At 58.6% G+C, this 23,969-nt stretch carries 24 protein-coding genes and 1 pseudogene; 18 read left to right on the forward strand and 7 right to left on the reverse strand.

Annotated features, from left to right (window positions below):
* Positions 1-9: 9 nt before the first annotated feature.
* Positions 10-387: a hypothetical protein gene (locus NO934_RS19430; RefSeq protein WP_375143307.1), complete on the forward strand. Its 378-nt coding sequence runs from the start codon at positions 10-12 to the stop codon at positions 385-387.
* Here the strand turns inward: NO934_RS19430 and NO934_RS19435 are convergent.
* Both NO934_RS19435 and NO934_RS19440 read right to left on the reverse strand, forming a co-directional pair.
* Entirely contained in the window at positions 366-1,046 is a 681-nt protein-coding gene (locus tag NO934_RS19435; protein ID WP_309163811.1) for an SMC-Scp complex subunit ScpB, read from the reverse strand. The two genes, NO934_RS19430 and NO934_RS19435, sit on opposite strands and share 22 nt — an antisense overlap.
* Before the next feature lie 2 nt (positions 1,047-1,048).
* Entirely contained in the window at positions 1,049-2,002 is a 954-nt protein-coding gene (locus NO934_RS19440) for a DUF1403 family protein (protein ID WP_309163813.1), read from the reverse strand.
* 253 nt (positions 2,003-2,255) lie between these two features.
* Between NO934_RS19440 and NO934_RS19445 the strand changes: the two genes are divergently transcribed.
* Complete coding sequence (locus NO934_RS19445; protein ID WP_309163815.1) at positions 2,256-3,362, forward strand: site-specific integrase; 1,107 nt, start codon at positions 2,256-2,258, stop codon at positions 3,360-3,362.
* Positions 3,363-3,387: 25 nt separating this feature from the next.
* On the opposite strand, the pseudogene NO934_RS19450 reads toward NO934_RS19445, so the two are convergent.
* The 5 genes and pseudogenes from NO934_RS19450 to repA all read right to left on the reverse strand — a co-directional run bounded on the left by NO934_RS19450 (position 3,388) and on the right by repA (position 8,480).
* A pseudogene (locus NO934_RS19450) lies at positions 3,388-3,801 on the reverse strand (type II toxin-antitoxin system VapC family toxin).
* Positions 3,798-4,046, reverse strand: coding sequence for a type II toxin-antitoxin system VapB family antitoxin (locus NO934_RS19455; protein ID WP_309163818.1), 249 nt, complete (start codon positions 4,044-4,046; stop codon positions 3,798-3,800). Before NO934_RS19455 ends, NO934_RS19450 begins: the two are co-directional and overlap by 4 nt.
* A 313-nt stretch (positions 4,047-4,359) precedes the next feature.
* On the reverse strand, positions 4,360-5,874 hold the full coding sequence (repC, locus tag NO934_RS19460; protein ID WP_309163820.1) for a plasmid replication protein RepC: 1,515 nt from the start codon (positions 5,872-5,874) through the stop codon (positions 4,360-4,362).
* A 378-nt stretch (positions 5,875-6,252) separates the two neighbouring features.
* Positions 6,253-7,272, reverse strand: coding sequence for a plasmid partitioning protein RepB (repB, locus tag NO934_RS19465; RefSeq protein WP_309163822.1), 1,020 nt, complete (start codon positions 7,270-7,272; stop codon positions 6,253-6,255).
* The gene (repA, locus tag NO934_RS19470) at positions 7,269-8,480 is read right to left on the reverse strand and encodes a plasmid partitioning protein RepA (protein ID WP_309163824.1); all 1,212 of its coding nucleotides are present in this window, start codon (positions 8,478-8,480) and stop codon (positions 7,269-7,271) included. The genes repB and repA overlap by 4 nt, the downstream gene beginning before the upstream one ends.
* Before the next feature lie 438 nt (positions 8,481-8,918).
* Here repA and trbB point away from each other — a divergent pair, with 438 nt between their 5' ends.
* The 16 genes from trbB (at position 8,919) to NO934_RS19550 (ending at position 23,828) form a co-directional block, all read left to right on the forward strand.
* Positions 8,919-9,887: a P-type conjugative transfer ATPase TrbB gene (gene trbB / locus NO934_RS19475; protein ID WP_309163826.1), complete on the forward strand. Its 969-nt coding sequence runs from the start codon at positions 8,919-8,921 to the stop codon at positions 9,885-9,887.
* A gap of 16 nt (positions 9,888-9,903) precedes the next feature.
* Positions 9,904-10,248, forward strand: coding sequence for a TrbC/VirB2 family protein (locus NO934_RS19480; RefSeq protein ID WP_309164400.1), 345 nt, complete (start codon positions 9,904-9,906; stop codon positions 10,246-10,248).
* Positions 10,241-10,540 (forward strand): conjugal transfer protein TrbD, encoded by a 300-nt coding sequence (locus NO934_RS19485; protein WP_309163829.1) that lies wholly within the window; start codon positions 10,241-10,243, stop codon positions 10,538-10,540. The genes NO934_RS19480 and NO934_RS19485 overlap by 8 nt, the downstream gene beginning before the upstream one ends.
* Before the next feature lie 9 nt (positions 10,541-10,549).
* Positions 10,550-13,009: a conjugal transfer protein TrbE gene (locus NO934_RS19490; protein WP_309163830.1), complete on the forward strand. Its 2,460-nt coding sequence runs from the start codon at positions 10,550-10,552 to the stop codon at positions 13,007-13,009.
* Positions 12,978-13,775, forward strand: coding sequence for a P-type conjugative transfer protein TrbJ (gene trbJ / locus NO934_RS19495; protein ID WP_309164401.1), 798 nt, complete (start codon positions 12,978-12,980; stop codon positions 13,773-13,775). The genes NO934_RS19490 and trbJ overlap by 32 nt, the downstream gene beginning before the upstream one ends.
* Positions 13,772-13,969, forward strand: coding sequence for a hypothetical protein (locus NO934_RS19500; protein WP_309163832.1), 198 nt, complete (start codon positions 13,772-13,774; stop codon positions 13,967-13,969). Before trbJ ends, NO934_RS19500 begins: the two co-directional genes overlap by 4 nt.
* Positions 13,966-15,132 (forward strand): P-type conjugative transfer protein TrbL, encoded by a 1,167-nt coding sequence (trbL, locus tag NO934_RS19505; protein ID WP_309163833.1) that lies wholly within the window; start codon positions 13,966-13,968, stop codon positions 15,130-15,132. Before NO934_RS19500 ends, trbL begins: the two co-directional genes overlap by 4 nt.
* Before the next feature lie 8 nt (positions 15,133-15,140).
* A complete protein-coding gene (gene trbF / locus NO934_RS19510; protein WP_309163835.1) occupies positions 15,141-15,803 on the forward strand; it encodes a conjugal transfer protein TrbF in 663 nt (220 codons plus the stop codon).
* 15 nt (positions 15,804-15,818) lie between these two features.
* Positions 15,819-16,649, forward strand: a complete 831-nt coding sequence (gene trbG, locus NO934_RS19515; protein ID WP_309163837.1) for a P-type conjugative transfer protein TrbG — start codon at positions 15,819-15,821, stop codon at positions 16,647-16,649.
* Positions 16,650-16,652: 3 nt separating this feature from the next.
* Positions 16,653-17,126, forward strand: a complete 474-nt coding sequence (locus NO934_RS19520; RefSeq protein ID WP_309163838.1) for a conjugal transfer protein TrbH — start codon at positions 16,653-16,655, stop codon at positions 17,124-17,126.
* On the forward strand, positions 17,110-18,426 hold the full coding sequence (gene trbI, locus NO934_RS19525) for an IncP-type conjugal transfer protein TrbI (RefSeq protein WP_309163839.1): 1,317 nt from the start codon (positions 17,110-17,112) through the stop codon (positions 18,424-18,426). Before NO934_RS19520 ends, trbI begins: the two co-directional genes overlap by 17 nt.
* 710 nt (positions 18,427-19,136) lie before the next feature.
* Positions 19,137-19,823 (forward strand): GNAT family protein, encoded by a 687-nt coding sequence (locus tag NO934_RS19530; protein WP_309163840.1) that lies wholly within the window; start codon positions 19,137-19,139, stop codon positions 19,821-19,823.
* Between the two features lie 2 nt (positions 19,824-19,825).
* Complete coding sequence (locus tag NO934_RS19535) at positions 19,826-20,443, forward strand: CDP-alcohol phosphatidyltransferase family protein (RefSeq protein ID WP_309163841.1); 618 nt, start codon at positions 19,826-19,828, stop codon at positions 20,441-20,443.
* Between the two features lie 47 nt (positions 20,444-20,490).
* The gene (locus NO934_RS19540) at positions 20,491-21,273 is read left to right on the forward strand and encodes an NTP transferase domain-containing protein (RefSeq protein ID WP_309163843.1); all 783 of its coding nucleotides are present in this window, start codon (positions 20,491-20,493) and stop codon (positions 21,271-21,273) included.
* Positions 21,263-22,144, forward strand: coding sequence for a GHMP kinase (locus NO934_RS19545; RefSeq protein WP_309163845.1), 882 nt, complete (start codon positions 21,263-21,265; stop codon positions 22,142-22,144). The genes NO934_RS19540 and NO934_RS19545 overlap by 11 nt, the downstream gene beginning before the upstream one ends.
* A gap of 43 nt (positions 22,145-22,187) precedes the next feature.
* Positions 22,188-23,828 (forward strand): asparagine synthase-related protein, encoded by a 1,641-nt coding sequence (locus NO934_RS19550; RefSeq protein ID WP_309163846.1) that lies wholly within the window; start codon positions 22,188-22,190, stop codon positions 23,826-23,828.
* The last annotated feature ends 141 nt before the right edge of the window (positions 23,829-23,969 follow it).

Below are 23,969 nucleotides of genomic sequence, written 5' to 3' on the forward strand. Positions count from 1 at the left end.
TTGGTGGCCTTGGCAGCCAACGTCTGGCGCTTCTGCAAGGAGCGCAGCGTCTCAGGGCGAACGGTGACCCTGAAGGTGAAGTATGCAGACGTCCAGATCATCACCCGCTGTAAAACCGTTCAGCTTCCGATCCGAAGTGAGACCGAGCTAAGGGGGCTCGCGCCCGGACTGATGGAGGCAACCTTTCCGACACCGAAGGGAATTCGGCTGCTGGGAGTTACGCTTTCATCGCTCGTGAATGACTTCGACGGGGAGGAACTGCAGCTTTCGGTTTCTCTCCGAGACGGCGGTCAGGCGCGTGCGGTTCCTTTCGCGACTGATGGCGGTGAGTTCATTTGCCGATGCGGGAACGTCCTGCGGTTTAGTCATCCCTCGAAAATCTCCTGATCCTCTGCGTCGTCCGGCTCCCCCGGTCCGCCGATCGGCATGGCGGCGGGTCCCTCGACGCGTCCGCCGAGCAACCCGGCGTCCTCAAGCGCCTCGAGACTTGGCAAATCCCTCAATGTGGCGAACCCGAAATGCGATAAGAACGCGTTCGTCGTCACATAGGTGTAGGGCGCACCCGGCTGTGGAGCCCGCGGCCCCGCTGCGATGAAATCGAGCTCGCGCAATCGACCGATAACGTCGCGGCTGACCTCGCGACCGATGATTTCGGCCAGGCCGGAGCGCGTAACCGGCTGGTGGTAGGCGATCAAGGCCAGCACAAGCATCTCGGTCTCCGTCACATGCGCTGCCGTCGAGGTCACCCCGAAAGCCGCCTTTAGAACCTGAGAATGGCGCAGACGGGTGCGGAACTGCCAGCCGCCTGCCACGGAGACGATCTCGTAGGGACGACTAGCCAGCTCGTTTGCAATGTCCTCGATCAGCAGGTCGATGCTGCAGGTTTTGCCAACGATCCGGGCAAGAAACTCGCGCGTCACCGGCTCGGGTGCCGCGAAGATCACGGCCTCGACGCGCGCCATCCACTCGCGCCAGCGCAGCTCGGGCGGCAACCCCTCCAGTTCCACGTCAAGCAGCTCGGCCTGTTTGCGTGACGGACGGGGCATGGCTACAGTCCGAAAAGCCGGAAACTGTCGCGGCCGGAGAGCTCGCGCACCGCCTCGAGCGCGAGAAGGCGCTCGAACAGCCGGCGGCTCGCCCAACGAGACAAGGTCTTGGTTGTGAGCGACCCCGACACCGCGTCCTCGTTTAGCAAAAGTTCGATCACCTCCCCGGCCCCTTTTGAGCGCAGCCGCGGCGCCACCGCCTGCAACCGCTGAGCCCGGACCGCCATCGCGCTCGCGAGCTTGCAGGCTTCAGCCGCCCCCGCCGCCGCCGCGATCAGGCAGCCGCGCTCAAACCCCTCACCTCCCGGTCGCGCCCGAACGCGCCCAGAACCCAGCCGCAAAAGGGGCGAATGCATCTGCGACGCCAGGATGGGGATTGGAAGCGGCCAACGCATGCGCAGCGACAGCGCCAGATCGGCCATCCACCAAGCCAGCGCTTCGGCCACCGGCTCACGGCGGATCACCGCGTTGCCGACCTCCGCCGCAACGATCGGTGCCGGCGCGCTCGCAGCTGAGATCTCGGCCAAAAGATCAACGAGCCCATCCCTTTTGGCGGACGTCTTGGTTCCGAGGAGCTGCGCGACCGTCGCTAGAGCCTCGATCTCCGGCGTGCTGGATCGACCGACCAGGCGCCGCCATGCCGAAAGCACGCTGCCAGCCGGGCCGGGTTCGTCGCCGGGCGCCCGCAATAACCATGCGTCACGCAGCTCGAGTTCGCTTTCACTGCGTCCCAGGAGTTTCACGGTGCTGGCGGCGGCCCTAAGGGCCAGCCGATGCCGCCAAGCGCCAAGCCAGGGAGCATCCGAGAACACCAGCTTGTCGAGTGAATTTAGAGCACTACCGGCCATATAGGCCGCGTCGGTCTGGGACTCCAAAGGCGCGCGCGGCGTCGCCCAAGCGGGCACTGTGGGCACGCTGGCGGGATCGACTGCGAGGGGTACGAAGCGCGAAGTCATCGAACGGAGCATAGCTGAATGGTGCGCTTTAAGCTATCCCAATCGCTAAAAACCGCACGGCCTGTCGGCTACATAAAATGAACGATAATGTTGTATTATCGTTCGTTTCGTGACACACATACAAAATGAGCTCTCTCGTCGAGCAAAATGCCGATGAGCGGGCTCAGGGACGCTCAGCTCGACCACAGGACGCGGTCGCATAAATGGCAATTTGCAGACGCATCTGGTTTTGGGAGTGTTCATGAGCTTTCAAATGAGCCCTGATAAACCCGGCATTGCCGCCCAAGTGGATGAAGTCGAGACAGTGGCAGACCGCCAGGCGCCAGTCCTACCCCCCTCCCCTTCCCCGTCCGCGAGTGAACCGCCGTCTGTTCCCGATCATCTGAGAACCCTCGCGGAACGCGCTCGCGGATATGTCGCTGCAGCGAGTTCGGCCAATACGCAGCGAGCCTATTCCTCCGATTGGAAGCATTTCTCGAGCTGGTGCCGGCGTCAGGGCCTTATGCCGCTGCCCCCTGATCCACAGACGGTGGGGCTATACATCACCGCTTGCGCCTCGGGCACGGTCAGTGGCAGCAAAAAGCCCAATTCGGTCTCAACAATCGAGCGGCGACTTTCTTCCCTTTCATGGAACTATTCACAGCGCGGTCTTGCCCTCGACCGCAAGGATCGTCACATCGCTACGGTCATGGCAGGAATTCGCAATGCACAAGGCGCACCACCCGTGCAGAAGGAAGCCATTCTCCCCGAAGATCTCATCGCCATGCTTGAAACCCTCGACCGGGGTACCCTGCGCGGGCTGCGCGATCGGGCCATGCTGCTGCTCGGCTTTTCTGGTGGCTTGAGGCGCTCGGAGATCGTGGGGCTCGATTGCGGTCGCGACCAGACGGAGGATGGGTCAGGCTGGATCGAGATCCTTGACAAAGGCCTGCTGATCGTCCTGCGCGGCAAAACTGGCTGGCGCGAGGTCGAGATTGGCCGCGGTTCCTCCGATACCACCTGCCCGGTTGCCACGCTCAAAACCTGGCTCACCTTTGCAAGGATCGCGCACGGCCCGCTATTTCGCCGCGTCACCGGCCAAGGTAAGAAAGTCGGCCCCGATCGCCTTAATGCCCAAGAAGTGGCTCGGCTGGTCAAGCGGACGGCGCTGGCTGCAGGCGTGCGCGGCGATGTGAGCGAGAGTGAGCGCGAAAAGCTCTTTGCCGGCCATTCCCTGCGCGCCGGCCTTGCCTCGTCGGCCGAGGTGGATGAACGCTACGTGCAAAAGCAGCTTGGTCATGCTTCTGCCGAGATGACGCGCCGTTACCAACGCCGACGCGACCGTTTCCGCGTCAATCTCACAAAAGCGAGCGGGCTTTAGGGGCCGAAGCCCCTCCCCTGCTGCGTCAAAACGCCCACGGGGAGATAAGTTCAAGACCGGTCGTCTGGAAATCACTAAGATTGCGCGTCGCCAGTCGGCCGCCGTTTACGCGGGCTACCGCCGCGATCATCCCATCTGGCGCGGACATTAAGCGTCCTCGCCGTGCGGCCTCACCCATGATTTCGCCATAAGCGAGGGCTGCTTCCTCTGTTAGACCAAAGATACGATCCGCAAAACGACGACGCCAGTCCTGAAGCCCCAGGTCCAACCGATCGGCCCGCTAATCCGGACGGATTTTCTGAATCCCGTAGGCGATTTCAGCGATGGTCACCGTCGGCAGCGCAAGCTCAGCATCATACCGGATCAGCCACGTCAGTACCGCCTCGCTTGAAGATTTCCGCAGCGTCTCAGAGACGACATTGGTATCGAGAAATATCAAAGCTCAATGCCCTGATGCGGACGACGACCTTTGTGGATGACTGCTTCGAGGTCGATATCAGTGCCGAATTGCGAAGTAAGCCGAGCATAAAACGCTTCAGCAGCTTCGCGTCCAGTTTCCCGAATCTCATAGGATTCAAGAGCGCGTTCGACGATATCTGCGATTGAACGATTCTCGCGCCGCGCAAGTCGGTGAGCCAAGTCGCGAGCTTTAGAGCTTCGTACAGAAAGTTGTTGTTCCGCCATTTTTTCTCTCCGTACCATCTCAGCACTATATAAGAGGAAAATCTGCTGCCACCAAGCTGTCTACCGATGGCGTAACATCGAAATCACCCCATCTTTCGTTCAACGAGCTGCCAAGGGCGACATCGGTTAACCGCTACCGTATCGACCTGGCTTTCAGCATCCTCCGAGATGACAGCACCAGCTCGCCGACACCTTGAGCGGACCGTTTCCGGAAAGCGCCCTTCCTCCACTCCATCGGCTGGTGAGAATAAGTCTGCAGCACGCCCTCGTTTGCACATTATTTACCATAGCGACCTCCACTCGAGGCGTAGTCCTAATAGCTGTTCTTCCATTTTTTACAGAAGCTGATCAAGGTTCGCTCGATATTGGGCGAGGCAAGGTCGATGTCGTTGTCGCGCGCCCAGTTGCGGAACCGGCTGGCGACCATCTCGATGTCGGGTGTGGGTTTGGGGGCGTTTTCCCGGATCACTTCGGCCCAACGCGTCCACGAAACGTTCCCTTCCGGGAACCCGATTTTGGCCTTAGGTGCAATCGAGTTCGGCTCAAATGATGGTTGAACCGCAGCCGCCCCTGCTAGTCCCGCCTTGGCTAGACCAAAGAGCGACCGGCTGATACGCAGCTCTCCTTGCTGGCCCAACTGGCACAGCCGCCGCATATAGGCACCAGGCTTCTGGACCAGCCCCAGCTCGGCCTTTTGCACCGTAACCGCCAATGCAGCGATCGCTATATCGGGCCCCAGGTGCTGCCGCGCTTCCTGCCAGACTTGAGGGTTAATGCCCGCCCTATGCGATATGTCCGTGCCACTGTCGCGCAGCGCGGTCCAGCTCTCGAAGGCATAGGGCGCGAGCTGGACCACTTTGGGGCACGCCTCACGAACCAGAGGCAGAGAAATCGATTGGACATCCTCGTCGAGCACATCATTTGCTGCGGTTAGGATTTGCGACTCCATCGCCCCTTCCCCAGGCTTTCTTTCAAAAGCCCCGCCGGAGGCGGTTTGAAGGTTGGAGTCGTGGGCGTTAGCCCACGTCCGGTTTTGGTTACTTGATTCAGGGTTAAGGGTTTGGGCTGTAGTTTGTATGGGCCGAAATTTCGATACGGCGGTATCCATATTTCTACTGTGAATCGCCTTGTTATAGGCCTCTTCGAGCTCCTCCTGCATGCCCTCGAGCTCATCGACCCATTCCATTAATTGGTCGAGGTCGGCAGCGCGAGCTTCGCGCAGCACGTCGAGCCGGGCCATGGCCCTACCCCACGGTCCTGGAAATCCTTCTTCGATAGCAGACTGGATCAGGGACTGAACCTCCTTACGCAAGATGGTGCGCCGATCCGAGAACCGCTTCCACTGCCGTGCAGCATATTCTGCGGCATCTGCGAGCTCGGTTAATTCGGTAAAGCGCACGGCGATTGGAGACAGGTCGATACCGGCGGCTTCAATGATCCTGTCGTTCTCGTCGCGCCGGCCATGACGCTGGTATGTGGGCCCGTCCTGGTAGGCCACAAGGCCTGCTTCGACCAAACCATTGAGGTGGTGCTTCATTGTCGAGACAGAAACCCCCAGGCGACGCGCCAGAACCGCATTGGAGGGCCACACAACGGGCACTACGCCCTCATCGGTCCAATCCTTGGCTTTGGTGTAGGCAAAGAGTTGGTCGATCAGGGCCAGCTTGGCGGTCTTGAGCCCCATGGCAGAGGCGCCACGCTTGGCAGCCTGCAGCGCTGCAGTGCGTGTTATGCGCTTGGCACCAGGCTTGCGGTAGTCACGTGCATATTCGACGGCCGCCAGGCGCCCCGGCGTTGTTCTTCTCAATCCAGAGGCTACAACGCTCATAGCGCCCTCCGGACAGTCTGCGAAGCGAATCTGACGCCGTCATTGCTTTGCGCATACGCCATCGCCCGCCGCCCAAAAGGCGTCGTTCTTAACAAGATTCTCATGGTGCCTCATCCAGCCTTCAGGCAAGCCGAAAGCGTCCACCGAGACCGGCGTTGAGATCTCCATACGGAGCCTCTTGACTATGATTCGCGGAAGTGAGAGTCTTGCAGTCGCCAAACGAACAAGAGGGGCTTCCGAGACGCCGTTTCGGGGCCTTTCTTTTTACCTCATGCTTCCTCGTTTCATTGGTTGATGATCACTGGGTGTCGGCCTTGGTCGCCACCCTCGACCTGCTTGGCAAACCTTGTCAGCTGACAAGGTTTGCTTCTGACAGGTCTACGCCTCGCCGTCTCCGGCGAAGAATTTCTCAATCAGCCCTGGCAGCTCTCCCTCAAGGAAGGCGCCAAAGTTGGCGCCTTGCACTCCCTTGAGGGAGAGTTTGACGTTGTCACCCCGAAATGCTGCCTTGCCAAAAGTCACCCCAGCAGGTGATTTGAGCTCCACGTCAGAGTCTAGGGCGACCTTCTTTTTTTGCAGTGCTGCCAGCGCGAGTTTGAATCGTTCATCCGAGCTTTGTTCGCGCACCTTGTCAGCTGACAAGGTTTGAAGGACCCGCTCGGCACTTCCAGACGATTTGCTCATGGCATTGGCAAGCGATAGCCATCTTGGCCGCCCGACTTTCGGCGCCCGACCAATGGCTTCAATAACATCGACAGGAACCATCTTGATTACCTGGCGAAGCCGTGCCAATTCGGGGTCATCAACCGAAAGGGCGGCCCTTATGTCTCGAGGTTTGATCCCGGCCGAGTCCATGGTTCGAACAAACAGCGCTCGTTCGATCCAGCTCAGATCCTGTCTTGCAGCGTTCTCGATGCCCTGGGCGACCACGAGCTCAGCATCGGAGTAGGCGACAATGATCGCCTTGACTTTAACGCCCAGCTCGGCAGCGGCTTGCCGGCGCCTGTGCCCGTAAACAACCTGAAACCGACCTTCGGCGGTAGGATGCTTGCGCACCTGGATGGGAACCTTCTGACCCTCTGAGGCCATCAGCTCCTTGAGCTCGGCAAAGCTCGTCCCGTTGTCATCGGGAAGCCGGTCCGGAAAAGGGGAGGGGTCTATCAACTCTGGATCAATTTCAAGCCACCCACCTGCTTCGGCGATCGCCTTGAAGCGGTCCCGCTCTTCACGTAGCTCCACCAAAGACCGGGAGGTCGCTCCGATGACTCCTGCGCCGACCCGCGGCGTTTGGCCAGCGGACGCACTTGGTAGCGAGCTTGGTGCATCAGTGGTGCTTGGTTGGGTGAACGCCCCAAAATTTTGAAGGATGGAGCGGCCCGAATTTCGCTTCGCGCTCATTCTCGACCCCAACTTTTGCGAACAAGATCAAGGATTTGCTCGTTGACCGCATCAATTGCTTCGCGTGCCCGCTTGACGGTTGCCGCTGCGATATTGCCTGACTCGAGCTCATAGAGCGTGCGCTTGGCAAGACCGGCCGTTTCAATGGCGGCGCTTTCGATCGCGGTTGAGGTGAGGACCTCATCACCGAAAAGATGACGCAGCATCGAGACCACATGAACCTGCGACTGATCCATTGGATCATGCCTTGTCACAACATAGCGCAGGAAATCCTGGTCCAGCCGGGCCCCAGCATCACGGATGACCGAAATCAGATCGCCCATCATCAATAGGAACTGGTTCATCGACATGACATCGAGCATTGCGGGGTGAACGGTAACCAGCAGACCGGTAGCTGCGTAGATGGCACCAAGCGTCAGAAAGCCGAGGGAAGGGGGCGTATCGAGAATAACGACATCGTAGTTCTCCTCGACTTCGGCGAGCACCAAACGCAGCCGTTCAAAAAAGATGCTGTCGGCGTCCTTTTGGCCCATGGAAAGAAAGCGCGGGGTTTCGTGCTCGTATTCCATCACCTCGATATTGCCCGGGATCAGGTCGATCCCGGTGAAGTAGGTCTGGCGAATAATTTCAGAGACGGGGCGCCGCTCGTCATCATAGCGAAGCGCTGCGTATATCGTTTCGTTCGATTGTACGTCGATTTCAGGCTGCGCGCCAAACATCGCCGAGAGCGAAGCTTGCGGATCGAGATCAATAGCAAGCACGCGATAGCCCTGCAAAGCAAGATAATGCGCCAGGTGTCCGCTGGTGGTTGTTTTAGCGCTTCCACCCTTGAAATTGGCAATCGCCAGAATCTGCAGATGCTCGCCCGGCCGGCGATGGGGCAAAAAACGCAAGGCGTCCGAGGGCCGTTGCTCCGCAAAAAGCGTGCGCAGCTCGTTGATCTGGGCAAGAGTATAGACGCGATGGTTGTTCTCAAGCCGGGCCGGAATTGGGCCTTTTCCCTCGTTCGACATCAGCTTGAGCGTCGACTCAGGTATGGAGGTGAGCTTTGATACCTCGTGGGTCGAAAACAGACGCAGGCTCTTCTGGGCGTCAGGCGGATACATCTGCTGGCGCCGTGCCTGCAAATGCTCCGAAAGAAGATTGGCATGACGAACGATTTTGTCTGCCGGATCCTCATCCTGCGGTTTGCGCTGTGTCACAGCCATTGTCGTTTTCAGTCCCTATTGTCGGGCAGCACGCGTTTTGTCGCCCATATCCCGCCAAACTACGCCACGATTCTGACAGCCCGTCCAGTTGATTAAGGTTAAGCGGGTGTTACCCCACAGTTTAGAGTCAGGACGAATTTCCCTGCCGGGTAGCAAATTAATCCAGTTTTTCCGCCACTTAGCGACCAATCTAGGGGATTGATCGCCTTTTGGTGTTCCCTCAAATCCGACGGAGCATCAAGCGCTTGGTTAACCGCAGAGATCATCTGACCCGCTGGCGAAGAGAATCACTCGCCCCTCAAATTCAGCGGGATGACCAGTCCGCCGGATCCTGAAAACGATGCCTGCGTCCAATCTCGAGAGCAGGTGAAAAGATGATTGCGCCAGTGCGAAGCGGAAAAGGCAGCGACGCCGACCTTGGCCGGGAGCGCGCCTTTTATGGTTGAGCGGCACTCTCAGGCCCGCTTGATGCGAAAGCTCGCAGAAGCCTTGGGCCACACCATCTGCAGCGCCCTTTCGGATGCCAATGTGGTGGAGGTGATGCTCAATCCCGACGGCCAACTGTTTGTCGAAAGAGTAGGGGAGGGCATCTCCCCATCGGGGACGATGGATGCAGGCGCCGCCGAAATCGTCATTGGCAGCGTCGCGCATGCGCTTGGAACGGAAATGGGCAAGGAAAACCCGTTTGTTTCGGGGGAACTGCCCATCGGGGGCCATCGCTTCGAGGGATTGCTGCCCCCGATCGTTGCTGCGCCTGTGTTCACGATACGCCGCAGAGCGTCACAGCTTTTCGCGCTAGACGATTATGTGAGCGGGCGGATCATGACACCAACGCAAGCAGCAGCGATCCGCAATGCCGTAGCCGCGCGTCTCAATATCGTGGTTTCAGGGGGTACGGGGTCGGGAAAGACCACCCTCGCCAATGCGATTTTGGCCGAGATCGTAGCTGGTGCTCCCGCCCATCGCCTGGTGATCCTCGAAGACACCGCCGAATTGCAGTGCGCGGCGGCCAATTTGGTTGCGCTTCATACCTCCGACTCGGTGGGTATGGCGCGCCTGCTCAAATCCACAATGAGGCTGCGTCCTGATCGGATCATCGTTGGCGAGGTCCGAGATGGGGCGGCGTTGACGCTTCTTAAGAGCTGGAACACCGGACACCCGGGCGGTGTCACCACAGTTCATGCAAATTCGGCGCTGTCGGCGTTGCGCCGTCTCGAGCAGCTCACCGCCGAAGTCAGTCAACAGCCCATGCGCGAGGTGATCGCAGAGGCCGTCGATGTGGTGATCTCCATTGTGCGCACACCGGGCGGCCGACGGGTGCAGGAGGTGATCGCGGTCGAGGCTTTCGTCGAGGGTCAGTACAGGACCAACCCGCTGGACCAAGGGGACCAACGCCGTGTTGCCTAAACTCGCAAAACCGCTCGTGGCGGGTTGCCTATTGCTTGTGTTGACGTCCCAAGCAGCTCTTGGCGCAAGCGGCGGCGGACTGCCTTGGGAGCAGCCACTCGAGCAGATTCAACAATCGATCACGGGCCCGGTGGCGGGCTTTATCGCCCTGGCCGCGGTCGCCGTTGCCGGTGGCATGCTGATCTTTGGCGGAGAGCTCAACGATTTCGCCCGGCGCTTGATGTATGTGGTTCTTGTCGCCGGCATTTTGCTCGGGGCCACCCAGATTGTCGGTTTGTTCGGCGCTTCGGGCGCCTGGGTCGGGAAACCAATGGCAGCTTCCTTAGAAGCTGAACCGGCGCAGGGGAGGGGACATGGCTGACCAATCCACGCCGCTCCTCCGTTCAACGATCCATCGGGCTCTATCGCGACCAACCCTGCTCATGGGCGCTGATCGCGAACTCGTCCTTGTCACCGCACTTGCGGCCGTCATCTTGGTGTTTGTGGTTTTGACGTGGTTTTCTGCGCTTTTAGGAGGAATGGTCTGGCTCGGCGTGCTGGCTGCGTTGCGAGCCATGGCTAAGGCTGATCCTTTGATGCGCAAGGTCTATGTGCGTCACATCGGCTATCGCTCGAGCTATCGAGCCACCTCAACGCCTTGGCGCCAAGGTTGAGAGGTTGCAATGGTTCGATTGGATAGATTCCGGCGCGCCGATCCTTCGTTTTCGGACCTGTTGCCCTATGCGGGTCTGGTGGAGGACGGCGTCCTGCTTCTCAAGGATGGGAGCTTGATGGCAGGATGGTATTTCGCTGGCCCCGATAGCGAAAGCTCGACCCATCACGAGCGCAATGAAATTGCCCGCCAGATCAACTCGATCTTCGCCCGGCTCGGGTCAGGGTGGATGATCCAGGTCGAGGCGGTTCGACTGCCCAGCACCAGCTACACGCCTGAAGCGGCGTGTCACTTTCCCGATCCTGTTACGCGGGCCATCGACCGCGAGCGGCGCGCGCATTTCGAACGGGAGCGAGGTCATTTCGAAAGCCAACATGCCCTGATCCTGACCTACCGCCCTCCTGAGCGTCGGCAAGCACGACTTGTTCGCTATCTCTATTCAGATGCGGCGAGCAGGAGTGTCGGTTACGCCGATGCGGCGCTGCAAACCTTTGCAAATGCAATCCGGGAAATCGAACAATATCTGGCCAATGTGTTGTCCATTCGCCGGATGCGCACGCGCGAAGTCGAGGCCGAAGAGGGGTTCCGGCAAGCACGCTATGACGAGCTGTTTCAGTTTATCCGGTTCTGCATTTGCGGTGAAAACCATCCGGTCCGCCTGCCTGATATCCCGATGTATCTCGACTGGCTGGCAACGGCACACCTCCAGCACGGCCTCAACCCGATCGTGGACGGGCGCCACCTTGCTGTTGTCGCCATCGACGGATTTCCGGCCGAAAGCTGGCCGGGCATCCTTGGATCTCTCGATCTTATGGCAATGAGCTATCGGTGGTCCTCCCGGTTCATCTTTCTTGATGAGCAGGAGGCGCGCGAAAGGCTCGAGCGCACGCGAAAGAAATGGCAGCAAAAGGTGCGGCCGTTCATCGATCAACTGTTTCAGACTCAGAGCCGATCGGTTGATCGGGACGCAATGGAGATGGTTGTTGAAACCGAAGACGCCATCGCTCAGGCCGCCTCCCAGCAGGTGGCATACGGCTATTATACCCCCGTGGTTGTGCTGTTCGAAAGCGATCCTCAAATATTGCAAGAGATGGCCGAAGCGGTGCGTCGGCTCATACAAGCCGAAGGGTTCGGTGCGCGCATCGAAACACTTAATGCGACAGAAGCGTATCTGGGGTCGCTTCCAGGGAACTGGTACGCCAATGTCCGAGAACCGTTGATCAGCACCCGCAACCTGGCGGATCTGATTCCGCTCAATTCAGTATGGTCGGGTGCCCAGAACGCCCCATGCCCCTATTATCCCCCCGCATCCCCGCCTCTGATGCAGGTGGCCTCCGGCTCCACTCCCTTTCGCCTCAATCTGCACGTGGACGATGTCGGGCACACTCTGATCTTTGGCCCAACTGGCTCGGGCAAATCCACGTTGCTGGCGCTGCTGGCGGCGCAGTTCCGCCGCTATAGGGGAGCGCAGGTTTTTGCCTTCGACAAGGGAAATTCAATGCTGCCGCTGAGCTTGGCAGTGGGTGGCGACCACTACCAAGTCGGTGGGGACGCGATGAGCGAAGCCAACCCGCTCGCCTTTTGCCCGCTCTCGGCCTTAGAGACCGATGGGGATCGTGCCTGGGCCAGCGAGTGGATCGAAACGGTGATCACGCTCCAAGGCGTTGATGTCACGCCAGAACACCGCAACGCCATCTCGCGCCAGATCGGACTGATGGCGCACTCACGGGGTCGGTCGCTCTCGGATTTTGTTTCAGGTGTGCAGCACCGCCAGATCAAGGATGCGCTTTATCACTATACCGTCGACGGGCCGTTGGGGCAGTTGCTGGACGCAGAAACCGATGGGCTAGCGCTGGAGGCCTTTCAGACCTTTGAGGTCGAAGAGCTCATGAATCTGGGCGAACGCAACCTCGTTCCCGTGCTGCTTTACCTTTTCCGCCGGATCGAAAAGCGTCTTTCAGGTCATCCGAGCCTTATCATTCTCGATGAGGCCTGGCTGATGCTGGGTCATCCCACCTTCCGGGAGAAAATACGCGAATGGCTCAAGGTGCTGCGCAAGGCCAATTGCGCGGTTGTGTTGGCAACCCAGTCGATCTCCGATGCCGAGCGCTCCGGCATCATCGACGTCCTTAAAGAAAGCTGCCTCACAAAGATCTGCCTGCCCAACGGGGCCGCCAATGAGCCTGGAACACGGGAGTTTTACCAACGGATTGGTTTTAATGAACGTCAAATCGAGCTCGTGGCAACCGCGGTCCCCAAACGCGAATACTACGTTGCTTCGCCGGTCGGCCGTCGGCTCTTCGATATGGCACTCGGTCCGGTAGCGCTTTGCTTTGTGGGAGCAACCAGCAAGGAAGATCTTGGCCGCATCCGGGCCTTATCGGCTGCGCACGGCAATGATTGGCCACTCGAATGGCTCAGGGAAAGGGGCATCGCAGATGGCAAAGCCATTCTTGCAGACCTTGGCTAGCGCGACGCTCGCTCTGGCAATCATCGCCGGTCCGATAGCCAACGCCCAGGCTGGGGTTAATGTCGGCCCGGCGACCGAGTGGACGCAAATGCTCAACAACGCCGAACTTGTGGCGCTCACCGGGCAGTCGGCCGAGCAGATACAAAATCAGGTGACCCAGATCACCCAATTGGCCGAGCAGATTCAAAACCAGCTCAGGATTTATGAGAACCTGCTGCAAAACACCGCGCAATTGCCAGAGCAGATCTGGGGCGAGGTCGAGGGCGACCTTAGCCGCCTGCGAAGCCTGGTCGAACAGGGCCAAGGGATTGCATTCTCGATGGGCAATCTCGACGATGTGCTCAAATCGCGTTTCGCCAGTTTCGCCGAGATTGCAAACGGGCTTTCCAATGGCGAGTCATTTTCTGATCGCTATGGTTCATGGTCGGACACAAATCGGGAAACGATCGCGGCCACGCTACGCGCAGCCGGATTTACGGCCGAACAGTTCTCAACCGAACAAGCCACAATGGATCAGCTCCGCTCGCTGTCTCAAACAGCCGACGGGCATCTTAAGGCTTTGCAGGTCGGCCATCAGATTGCGGCACAGCAGGTGGCCCAGTCGCAAATGCTGCGGGGGCTAGTTTCCCAGCAGGTGACCATGATGGCCACTTGGTATCAATCCGAGCAGTCGGCACGCGACCATAGTCAGGTTCAACGTGACCAGTTCTTTGGATCGGTGGCACCACCATTGGCGGGTGGCCAAATGATGGAGCCTCGCTGGTGAGCAGAACAGCTATTTTCGTCACGTTCATGGCCACCCTGATCGTGGTCATTGCGATCACCGGGGTCGTACGGCTGGCGCAGTCGTCTGCAAGCAACCCGGTGTCCGGTTCGACGTCGATGAACGATCGGTTTTCGATCAACGGTGGCGGAGAGATGCGGTCGCAAGGAGACCTTCTCGATGGGCGAGACCAATGAAGGCGCGCTGGTTCCTATTTTGCTGTGTTTTGGCGGCGGCCAGCACCGTTCCGCTCTTTTCAGCGACGGCGCAGGATGGTGCGCTGCTGACAGAGCTCGAAAACGAGATCGCTGCGGCGGCGCGCGGCTGGGAGGGCGCGGTCATGCAAGCAGCACGGTCGCTGTTTTGGATCCTCGCAGGGATCGAGGTTGGCATCGCCGCCATTTGGCTGGCGCTGAGCGCGGCTGCGCTTGACACCTGGTTTGCCGAATTGGTGCGCCGCATCATGTTTATCGGCTTTTTTGTGCTCCTGCTCGAGCAGGGACCAGCCTTTGCCCAGGCGGTGGTCGATAGCCTCTATCAGATTGGGGCCGCTGATGGCTCAGCCTCGCCTGCCAATGTGTTCAATGCTGGATTGCGCGTTGCAAACGCCATGTCGGAACAAGCCCGTTTCGGGCTCTGGGAGGACAATGCTCTGGCGATCGCCGCAGTCTTTGCAATGGTGGTGGTGGTCGTGAGCTTTTCCCTGGTAGCGGCCATTTTTGTCGCTGTAATGGTGGAGATGTATGTGGGATTGCTCGCCGGCATGATCATGCTGGGCCTGGGCGGAACCAGTTTCACCAAGGACTTTGCAGTCCGCTATCTGGTCTATGCCTTCAGCGTCGGCATGAAGCTCATGGCGCTGGTCATGATTGCTCGGATCGGATCGGACGTGCTTTCTGGGCTCGCTGCCCGATCCTCTGGCGAGGAACAATTCCTTGCAACATTGGCGATCGCAGGGATCTCCGTGGTGGTTTTCACCATCGCCGTTTACGTGCCCAATATCATTCAGGGGGTCGTCCAGGGTGTATCGGTGACCGGTGGGATGGAGGTTATCGGGCATGGAGCACAAGCTGCAAGCTTGGCTGCGGGCGGTGTGGCTTTGGCGTGGGGTGGGGCGAGGGCAGGAGGCTCGTCCTTTTCCGCGGCTCGCACGGCGGGAGGCTCTTTTGGATCCGCCGCACTTAAGGGAATGGCAACTGGCTTTAGCAGCGCTGGTGGTGCGCTTGCGTCCGCCGCCCGCGACAAGGCCATCGGGGTACCAGGAACGTGGGGCGCTTCCACGCTTGGACTTGCCAACGCGAAACTGGATGGGGCGCGCGGGCAGGCTCCCGCTCGCCCATCGAAGGACGATAAGGCTTAAGGTATCTCATGACGCGCCGCAATGCACCGGAGAACCCCTACCTTGCAGCTCGTCAGGAATGGAACGAGCGGTATGGCTCCTATATCAGGGCAGCGACCGTCTGGCGGATAGTAGCGATTTTGGGTCTGGCCATGGCCATCATCGGCTTTGCCTACGCGCTCTACCAAAGCGCTCAGGTCAGGCTCGTCCCCTATATCGTAGAAGTCGATCAGCTTGGTGGGGCGGTGATGTCGGGTTTCCCGCAACAGATCGAATACGCTGATCCGCGTGTGGTGAGGGCTACCTTAGGGAGTTTTGTTGCGGACTTTCGTTCCGTTACGCCTGATGCCGTTGTCCAAAAGCGCTACATCGACCGTACCTACGCCCATCTAAGAACGCCCGATGCGGCGACAGAAAAGGTCAACAACTGGTTCCGCTCCAATTCACCCTTTGATCGGGCGCGAACCATGACCGTTTCGGTGGAAGTTACCAGCATCGTGCCGCTCTCTGAGCGCTCTTATCAGATCGATTGGACCGAATTCGAGCGCGATCGTAGCGGGCGCGAACTCGCCACCCGTCGCTTTCGGGGCGTTGCCACGGTGACGATTAGTCCGCCTCAGGACGAGGCTGCGATCGGGCTCAATCCGATTGGGCTCTATCTCACCGATTTCGACTGGACGGCTCAACTTTAGATCTGGAGGGACATTATGGCGGCGCCGATTGGCCCATCTCGCTCGCTCGTACTGACCGTCACGGCAGCGACCATCCTTGCAACAGGCCAGGTCCCCGCTCAGGACCTTACGGCCAATGAAATCCGCGGCACAAATTTGTCCGCGGACTGGCGCGAGAGCGCGGGTGTTGTCACGCGGGGGCCTGATGGCAAGGTGATCTTTCTGTTCGGCGAAGTGCAGCCATCGATCGTTTGCTCTCCGCTCCAGGTTTGCGACATCGAACTGCAGGCTGGTGAGATTGTGCGAGATGTCCTTTTGGGCGACACCGTGCGCTGGAAAGTTGAGCCTGCAACATCTGGACCAGCTGATGGACAGACGGTTCACCTCGTCATTAAGCCGGCCGAAGCCGGGCTGACAACCTCGATGGTGGTGACGACCTCAAGACGCACCTATCATGTTCAGCTGCGCTCCCACCACAGCAATTATATGGCGCGTGTGGGCTTTGAATATCCCGAAGATCTCTCCGCTCGCTTCGCAGAGATCGCCTCGAGGACGGAGGCAAGCATCGTGCCGGGTGCAGGGGTTCCAGCCGATCAGCTCGATTTCGATTTTGTTATGAGTGGATCGGCGCAATGGCGACCAACGCGCATCTATTCCGACGGCCTTAAGACCTATATTCAGTTTCCCTCCGCTCTGGCAGGAACTGATGCTCCGGTGTTGTTCGTCGTCTCGGGCGGGCAGAACCGGATCGTTAACTATCGCCTGAACGGCACGATGATGGTCGTGGATTACCACATCGATCATGCGATCCTGGTCTCTGGGGTTGGCCGCTCGCAGCAATCGATAACCATCCGACGCGGCGGGTGACCCATGCGAATTATCTTGCAATTGATCACCGTCTTGGTTGCCGGGATATCCCTTTGTGGCTGCCAAACTCTTGGCAGCACGACCCTTATCAGCAGTTCAGCACCACAAGATCTCTCGCCTGGAGCGGCAGCCACGATCGCACGCGATCTCGCCGGTTCGCTTGTCGAACGCGTTGGAGTGGGGACGACCACCATCAGCTTTGCGTCTGACGGATCGGCTTTCGGCTATGTTCTCGAAGAAGAACTAAGGAGCGAGGGTTATGCGATTTTCACCGATCGCTCCATGGATCTGGACAGGGGATTTTTGCCGCTCGCCTATGTGGTTGACCGGTTCGAAGGCAGCGTACTCGTTCGCCTTTCAACACCAGACCTTACCTTAACCCGGATCTATGCCATCACTGCCGAAGACGCAGAGCCGGCAAGTCCGTGGTCGGTGATGACGATTGGCGGAGATGGATCGGGTGAGCCAGACACTTGAACTGGGTGGAACGAAGGGATCGTCGGCAGGGGTGCGGCGTCTCAATCGCTTGCCGGTGATCGTTGCAATCGGGTTGGTCGTTCTGTTTATCGGAGTGATTTTCTACGGGCTCTCTCAACGCGGGCTTCATTTCGGCAATGAGCACGAGGACAGTGGGGGGAGCACACGTCCGGCCACCACCTATGCCGACGAGCTCACCCGGGGGATTCCGGATGCGATCATTGGGGAGCCTGCGCCTGCCAATCCGTTCCAGCCCGCCCCGCCTCAGACGTCAAGTGAACCTGCGCAATCCCAACCGGCCCGAGTTGAGCAAGAGCCAGCGGTTTCGCTGCCCTCAGATACCGATGCTGAGACGAGCTGGCTTTTCGAAATCGAACGCGAACAGCAAGAGCAAGTGCTGCGGGAAATGCATCGTCAACGGATGGCACGTCTTCAGGCCGATGAGACGGCACTCAACGCTCCGATTGCGGTCGATCTCGCTGACCTGGACGTCGGCGGCCTGGCCTATGCTGATATTGAAAATGGCGGGAACGGGGACCGGGAGTTTCAGCAGAACGGTAATGGCGAAGACGTTTACAGCGCAGCTATGCGGGCGGGACTGTTCGCCCAGGGTAGGGGGAGCGAACAGGCTGCAAAGCAAGCGTTTTTCAACCAGGACCTGGCCGAGCACGGATATCTGGATCACCAGGTGGTAGAACCGCGCTCGCCCTATGAGCTCAAGCGTGGATCGGTGATTGCAGCCACGCTCATTACGGGGATCAATTCGGATCTGCCGGGCCTAATCACCGCACAAGTGTCCCAGAACGTTTATGACAGCGCCACCGGCCGTCATCTTTTGATCCCCCAGGGTGCGCGTCTATTGGGACGCTATGATTCCGAGGTGAGCTACGGGCAGAGCCGAGTGCTCGTGATCTGGACCGATCTGATATTTCCGAATGGTTCCAGCCTTATGCTCGGGGGGATGCCTGGCGTGGATACTGCCGGCTATGGTGGGTTTACCGATGAGGTTGACAACCATTTTGGCCGCATCTTTGGATCGGCGGTACTGGTGGCGTTGATCGGGGCGGGCACTGAGATGATGCTCCCGCAGGATCGGAACGCTTTTGGCACGTCAAATAGCGCTGAGGATGCTGCCCGACGCAGCTTCGCCGAAACGTTCGGTCAGATGGCGGACCAAGCGATGACGCGCAATTTCGAGGTCCAGCCGACCCTTCAAATCAGGCCGGGGTATCGTTTCAACATCTTGGTGGAACGCGACATCGTGTTTCCCTCCGCTGCACCATCCATGGGATCGCTGTGATCTCTCCAAACAAGATGATTGCTCTGTTCACAGAACGCGCGGAATTGTTCCGTTCCCTTGGGGCGGAATGTAGGCGGTCTTCCTCATCCTTGCGGGAGACGAGCAGGGAAAAATGTAGAGCCAATCTTGCAACAGCCCTGTGCTTCTGCCGAGTGAGAAAACTAAGTGGATTGACCTAGGGCTTTCTCAGCCAGACTGACGACATAGACGATCCACTCGCCGATACACGACTGTTATCTCGACCCATGGTCAGATGCAGTATCTCCAAGGCGAGGGAATTCGGACCTCAACGGTAGCGCCGCATAACAGCTAATTAGGCCATGCGCCGTCGGGCCAGTCTCGCGCCGTGAGGATGACTAAGCTTTCCGCCCCGTTGCGCCTTCATAAGCGCTGCCTACAGCATCGGCGTCGCACTCGCTGAAGTCCAGCCACTCCTTAACTCAGCGGGAGTCGGTCAGGACTGACATCGTTCCCTCCGCCGCGCCCATCAACGGCGTCACGGCCATCCCCTCAAACCGCGGGGATTGTTCTGTAACAAGAGCGTCACATAGGCTGTTCCGGCCCAGATTGATGTGAATGTGTACGACTGTCTCGTTCTCGAGGCGGACCTTTCTTGCACAAAGGCAGCTGACAGCAAGCAGCGCTATACATTTTTGCGAGGCGGGAAACTCGTCACACAAGGATTTCCGAGGCTTGTCAGCAAGACCGCCATGATCGATCCATTTTCCGCTCCACTGCCAATACCCCCGGGCCATTTGATCACATGCGACTATCTAGAGCACCGTGATCTCCTAGAGCTTGAGCGCGCAGCCGCCTATCCCGAGATTTGGCAGCACATGGTTCGCGACGCCTCCACGCCCATGACCTTCAAGAGCTATTCAGAAGAACTTCTTGCCTTGCGGTCCCAGCGTCGGGAAATCCCTTTCGTCATCAGGAAAGACGGGGCTGCGATTGGGGTCTGCAAACTGATGCAAATCGATGTGCAACAGGAACGCCTCTCTATGGGCGGAACCTGGATTACGCCTTCGGCATGGGGAACCGGTGTCAATACGGATGTGAGAAGGATCATCTTTTCGTTTGCATTTGACGTGATCGAAGCGAACCGGGTGGAGATCCGCGTCTATCACGACAACCCGAGGAACTTGGCTGCTCTGGAAAAGATCGGCGCGGTCTATGAAGGCATGTTGCGAGAGCATTTCATCGATCGCAATAACCGGAGAAGGGATGTCGCAGTTTTCAGTGTCCTCAAGCGCGAGTGGGCCGCAGTCTCCAAGCGGTTGCTGGCCAGACTGTCATCTCAACTCGGAGGCGCCCCTGTGCCGCTTGTTCCCGTTCTCTCCACCCGTGGCAAGCCTGTTCAGAGCAGCGAAGAACAAGGGATTGGAAGGGAGGGATAAACATGCAGCTCAAACGTTCCGCGCCTATAATCTTAGCTGTCGCCGACGGGCCGAACCTCATCACATTTCTGGGTGGGTTGCTTTCAATATTGGCCTGCATCGCCGCTATGGCGGACGGCTTTGCACTGGCGCTGGCTCTGGCGATGTGGGCACACGTTGCCGATTCTGCCGATGGATGGCTAGCCCGGCACCAACCGGCGAGAGCCCTCGCCATCCGCGAAATCGGAAAACAAATGGATTCTCTTGCCGATTTACTCTCTTCGGGCGCCTTCCCCCTCGTGTTTCTAATCGCTTATAGCGACGGGAATGTTGTCGCTATCGTGGGCGGGGTGTGTCTTTGCGCTGCTGGGCTGCTCCGGCTGAGCTATTTCGGTGTGCACGGCCTCGATAATGGTCACTTCATTGGCTTACCCCAGCCGCATAATCTCCTGGTATTGACCGGCGGCTATTGGAGTTTGAGCGCGCTAGGTCAAGCCTCACCGGGGGCATTGGGCGCAATGGCACTGTTGACCGCCTTTCTGCACGTAGCCTCGTTCCGTTTTCCCAAGATGTCAGATGTCGCGATCGTGGTGACGGTATTGGCCGCAATCGCAGCCACTTATCTCGCATTGATGGTCTAGCGGCGAGCGGGCGTCGGCGAGCACGGCCTTTGATGAGGACACAGACGATGATTACCCACTCGATCATTGCGGCTGCGGGAATGGGAACACGCCTAGGCGATCTCACCACGACCAATCCAAAGGGTTTGGTCAGGGTATCGGACGAGGCGCTGGTCCCGAGGCTGCTGGCACAGCTAGGCAATGCCGGTGTGTCCCACACCAAAGTCGTTGTCGGTTACCTTGGGGACAAGCTGATCGATGAGGTCAGCAAGGGAGCGTGGGCGGTGGGTGTCGAATTCCTCAGGAACCCGCACTATCGCTCAAGCAACAACGTCACCTCGCTTTTTTTGGCGCTCTCTCCTGAGCGGCCTGTGGTCATAGCCGATTGCGATGTGTTCCTTTCGGAGTTCCCGACCCGCTGGCTGGAGCCGGATGGTTCCGATCTGGCGGTTCCTACACGCACGCTTCGGGAGGGGGAGACCGGGACCGTTCTACGGATGGAAAGCAGCGGGCGTCTGCAACTTCATGTCGCGCGAACGCCAAATGAGATCCGCTGTGGCGATCGAAAGACCATCAGCGTCTATCTGATCAAGTCACATGACCTCGCCCGTGACCTTTGTTCCGAAGCTGGGGCAGCGATTTCGCGCGGCAGAACAGATCTCTACTATGAGGATGTGCTCGCCAGGGCAGTTGGCGCGCGATACCAGATCGCTCAATACAAGGTCGAGGACTGGGGGATAACGGCGTTCGAGATCGATACACCTCAGGATCTGCGAGACGCCGAAACCTGGTTTGCCGCAAACGCGGCCTGCGGCCCGAGCGCGATAGAGGAGGCCCATCATGCACGCTAGTGGTTGGGCGATCGGCCATCACGGCGAGATTCTTCAAGGTGTCTTCCACGGCGATGACCATCGGCTCCATCGTGGGCTGGTCACTCTTCCCTTCACATCTCGGTATTCGATCGCTGTCGCCGAAGCGATCGAAGGCGATGAGATTATCGTGTATCCAAAACACAAGCGGAAGGCGCGCGACGCGATGGAGCATTTCCTGCGCGAGATGAAGCATGATCAAAAAGGAATAAGGCTGATCGTGAGTTCGAACATTCCGGAAGGGTTTGGGCTGGGATCTTCGACCACCGATATCGTGGCCACGATCCGCGCGACGGCGAAATTGCTCGGCACAAGGCTGAAGCCGAGCGCGCTTTTCCGGCTTGCCGTCCGAACTGAGGCAGCGAGCGATGGCACGATGTTTTCGGGTAAGCCAAGGCTTGTTTGCCAGCGCGAGGGGACAGTACTGGAGCGCTTTAGAAGGAAGATTCCAGAATTTTCATTGATCAGTGTCAACGTTGCACCCGATCAACCCGTCGATACGCTGATCCACCCGCCGGCTAGGTACAATGAGCAGGAGATCAGCGAGTTCGAGGAGCTGCGACGGTTGATGCGGCGAGCGTTGAGAACGGCAAGTTTGAGCGATCTGGGCAAGGTTGCAACCCGAAGCGCCATCATCAATCAGCGCTATCTGCCACAACCTCATTTCGCAGCCATTCTCGACCTTTGCAGGTCCAAAGGAGCTTTCGGGGTTCAAGTTGCCCACAGCGGGCGAATGGTCGGTATTCTTCTCGATCCCAGCCTCGATCGCGATGACAGGACGGTGCGACACATCCAGAGCGAATTGCTGAGATTGAGCCTGTTTTCAGAGTTCCTCAAATCTCCACACAGGTGACGCTCTCGCTGCTGCACTTATCTCGCCAGGAAAGGTGGTGGTCATGGCCGGAATGGTCGGTGAGTTTGGTAGCAACAGGCGGGTGGCCTTCGAGCCGGCTGCTGAGATGATGGCTCGCCGTGGACAGATTTCCACTTTCATTGATCGACCCCAGTTTCGGCTCCTGTTCGTTGGCTCTCCCCAAACAGGTCTACATGCCGCGAAAAACACAATAGCTGCCATTTGCGGGAGCCCGCATACCGCCACGGGCGAAAAGCTGACGGCCCATCGGTTGGTGCTTGAGTATGAAAGGACTGGCACTATTGAGCCAGCGCGCATCCGTGGCCATTTCTCGCTCGTGCTGGCCGACCTGCGCAAGCAAACGGTGGTGCTATGCAGAGATGCACTGGCGGTCACCCCTTTGCACACAATCGATATGGGCCAGGATGTGGTGTTCTCAACCGAGTACAAAGCCATTCTGGATGCTTCCGGTCACGACCGCGGCTTGGACTTTGCCGCAATCGATTATTTCCTGCGAACCGGTTGGACTCCGGCCGGCAGAACATTTTTTTCCGCCGTCAAGCCGCTGGCACCGGGTCAGGTCAGCTTGTTTTCCGTCGGCGGCGTTCGTGCGAGAGTCGACGTTCCGCACTGGCGCCTTCCTGCAGGCGTTGGGCGGCCAATGGAAACCTCCCAGCTTTCGAACGCACTGGAACGCTCAGTGCAACGGTTTTTGGAGATTGGTGGGCCCAACATTGGCGTGATGCTCAGTGGTGGCATAGACTCGGCTCTTATTGCAGCTCTGTTGCGGCGCGCCCGGCCGCAGCAAGATATTTGCGCTCTGACGGTCGGGTATGGGCAGACCGATCCCGAGATTTTAGGTGCGAGGTCAACGGCAGCAGCCTTGGGGCTGGAGCATTTAGAGTTGATCGTTGCTATTGAAGAACTTGAAGACCTTGTTCCTGCCAGCATTTGGGCGATGGAGAATGTGGGGGGACACGACGAATACCCCTGCCTGTTCGGTCTTGCTCGCCGCTCTTGTGGCCAGGTAGACGCGATATTTTCGGGGAACTTGTCTGATACATTGTTCGCCGGAATGGCATCGCATAGACGCTTCTTGACCGGTGCAGGCCAGCAGGCTCGCCCTCTTGGCGTCCGTGGCGCCATTCTCTACGAGACTGAGTTCGACCCCATCCCTGCACAGCCGAAGTCCTATACACTGAGCGAAGAGCTTTTCTCCGCTCTTCGATCGCGCGACGAGAGAATGAGCGCGCAGGAAATTTTCGCATCCTATGCTGGGTCAGAGTTCATGATGCCATATGGTGATCGCGACGTCATCGATATCGCGCTTCGAACACCCGATGATCAGAAACTGAACCCTATCCGTAACAAGGTGATCTTGCGCGAGGTGGCGAGTCGAATTCTGCCCTCTGAAATCGCCAACCGCCCCAAGAGTATCCAGCAGCTTCCTTATGATGGATCGATGCGGGCGTTCTTGCTGTCCAAATTGGAGAAGGTCGCTGCAAGCGAGAACGGAGCCTCAACAGTGATTAGGGCCGATTATATTTCCCAGGCGGCCTCGGCCCTTCGTTTCCGTTGTGATCGCTCTAGAGTTCACGATGCTTGGAACATAATGGCGTTCGATTATTGGTGCCAAACCTTCCTTTCCCGCCCCGTTCTCGCCGCCAAGGCGTCTGCTTGGTGATGGCTTCCCAGCCTCGCGGCCGTCGATCGCGCCCCTCAATCTTCCACAACTTCCACAAACTTTCACAAAACTGATACAGTGCGCTTCTATGTGTCCCCTTAGAATTGAGGGTCACATCAGATGCCAAGACTACCCGCCGCA

This window comes from Pelagibacterium sp. H642, assembly GCF_031202855.1.
Taxonomy (GTDB): Bacteria; Pseudomonadota; Alphaproteobacteria; order Rhizobiales; family Devosiaceae; genus Pelagibacterium.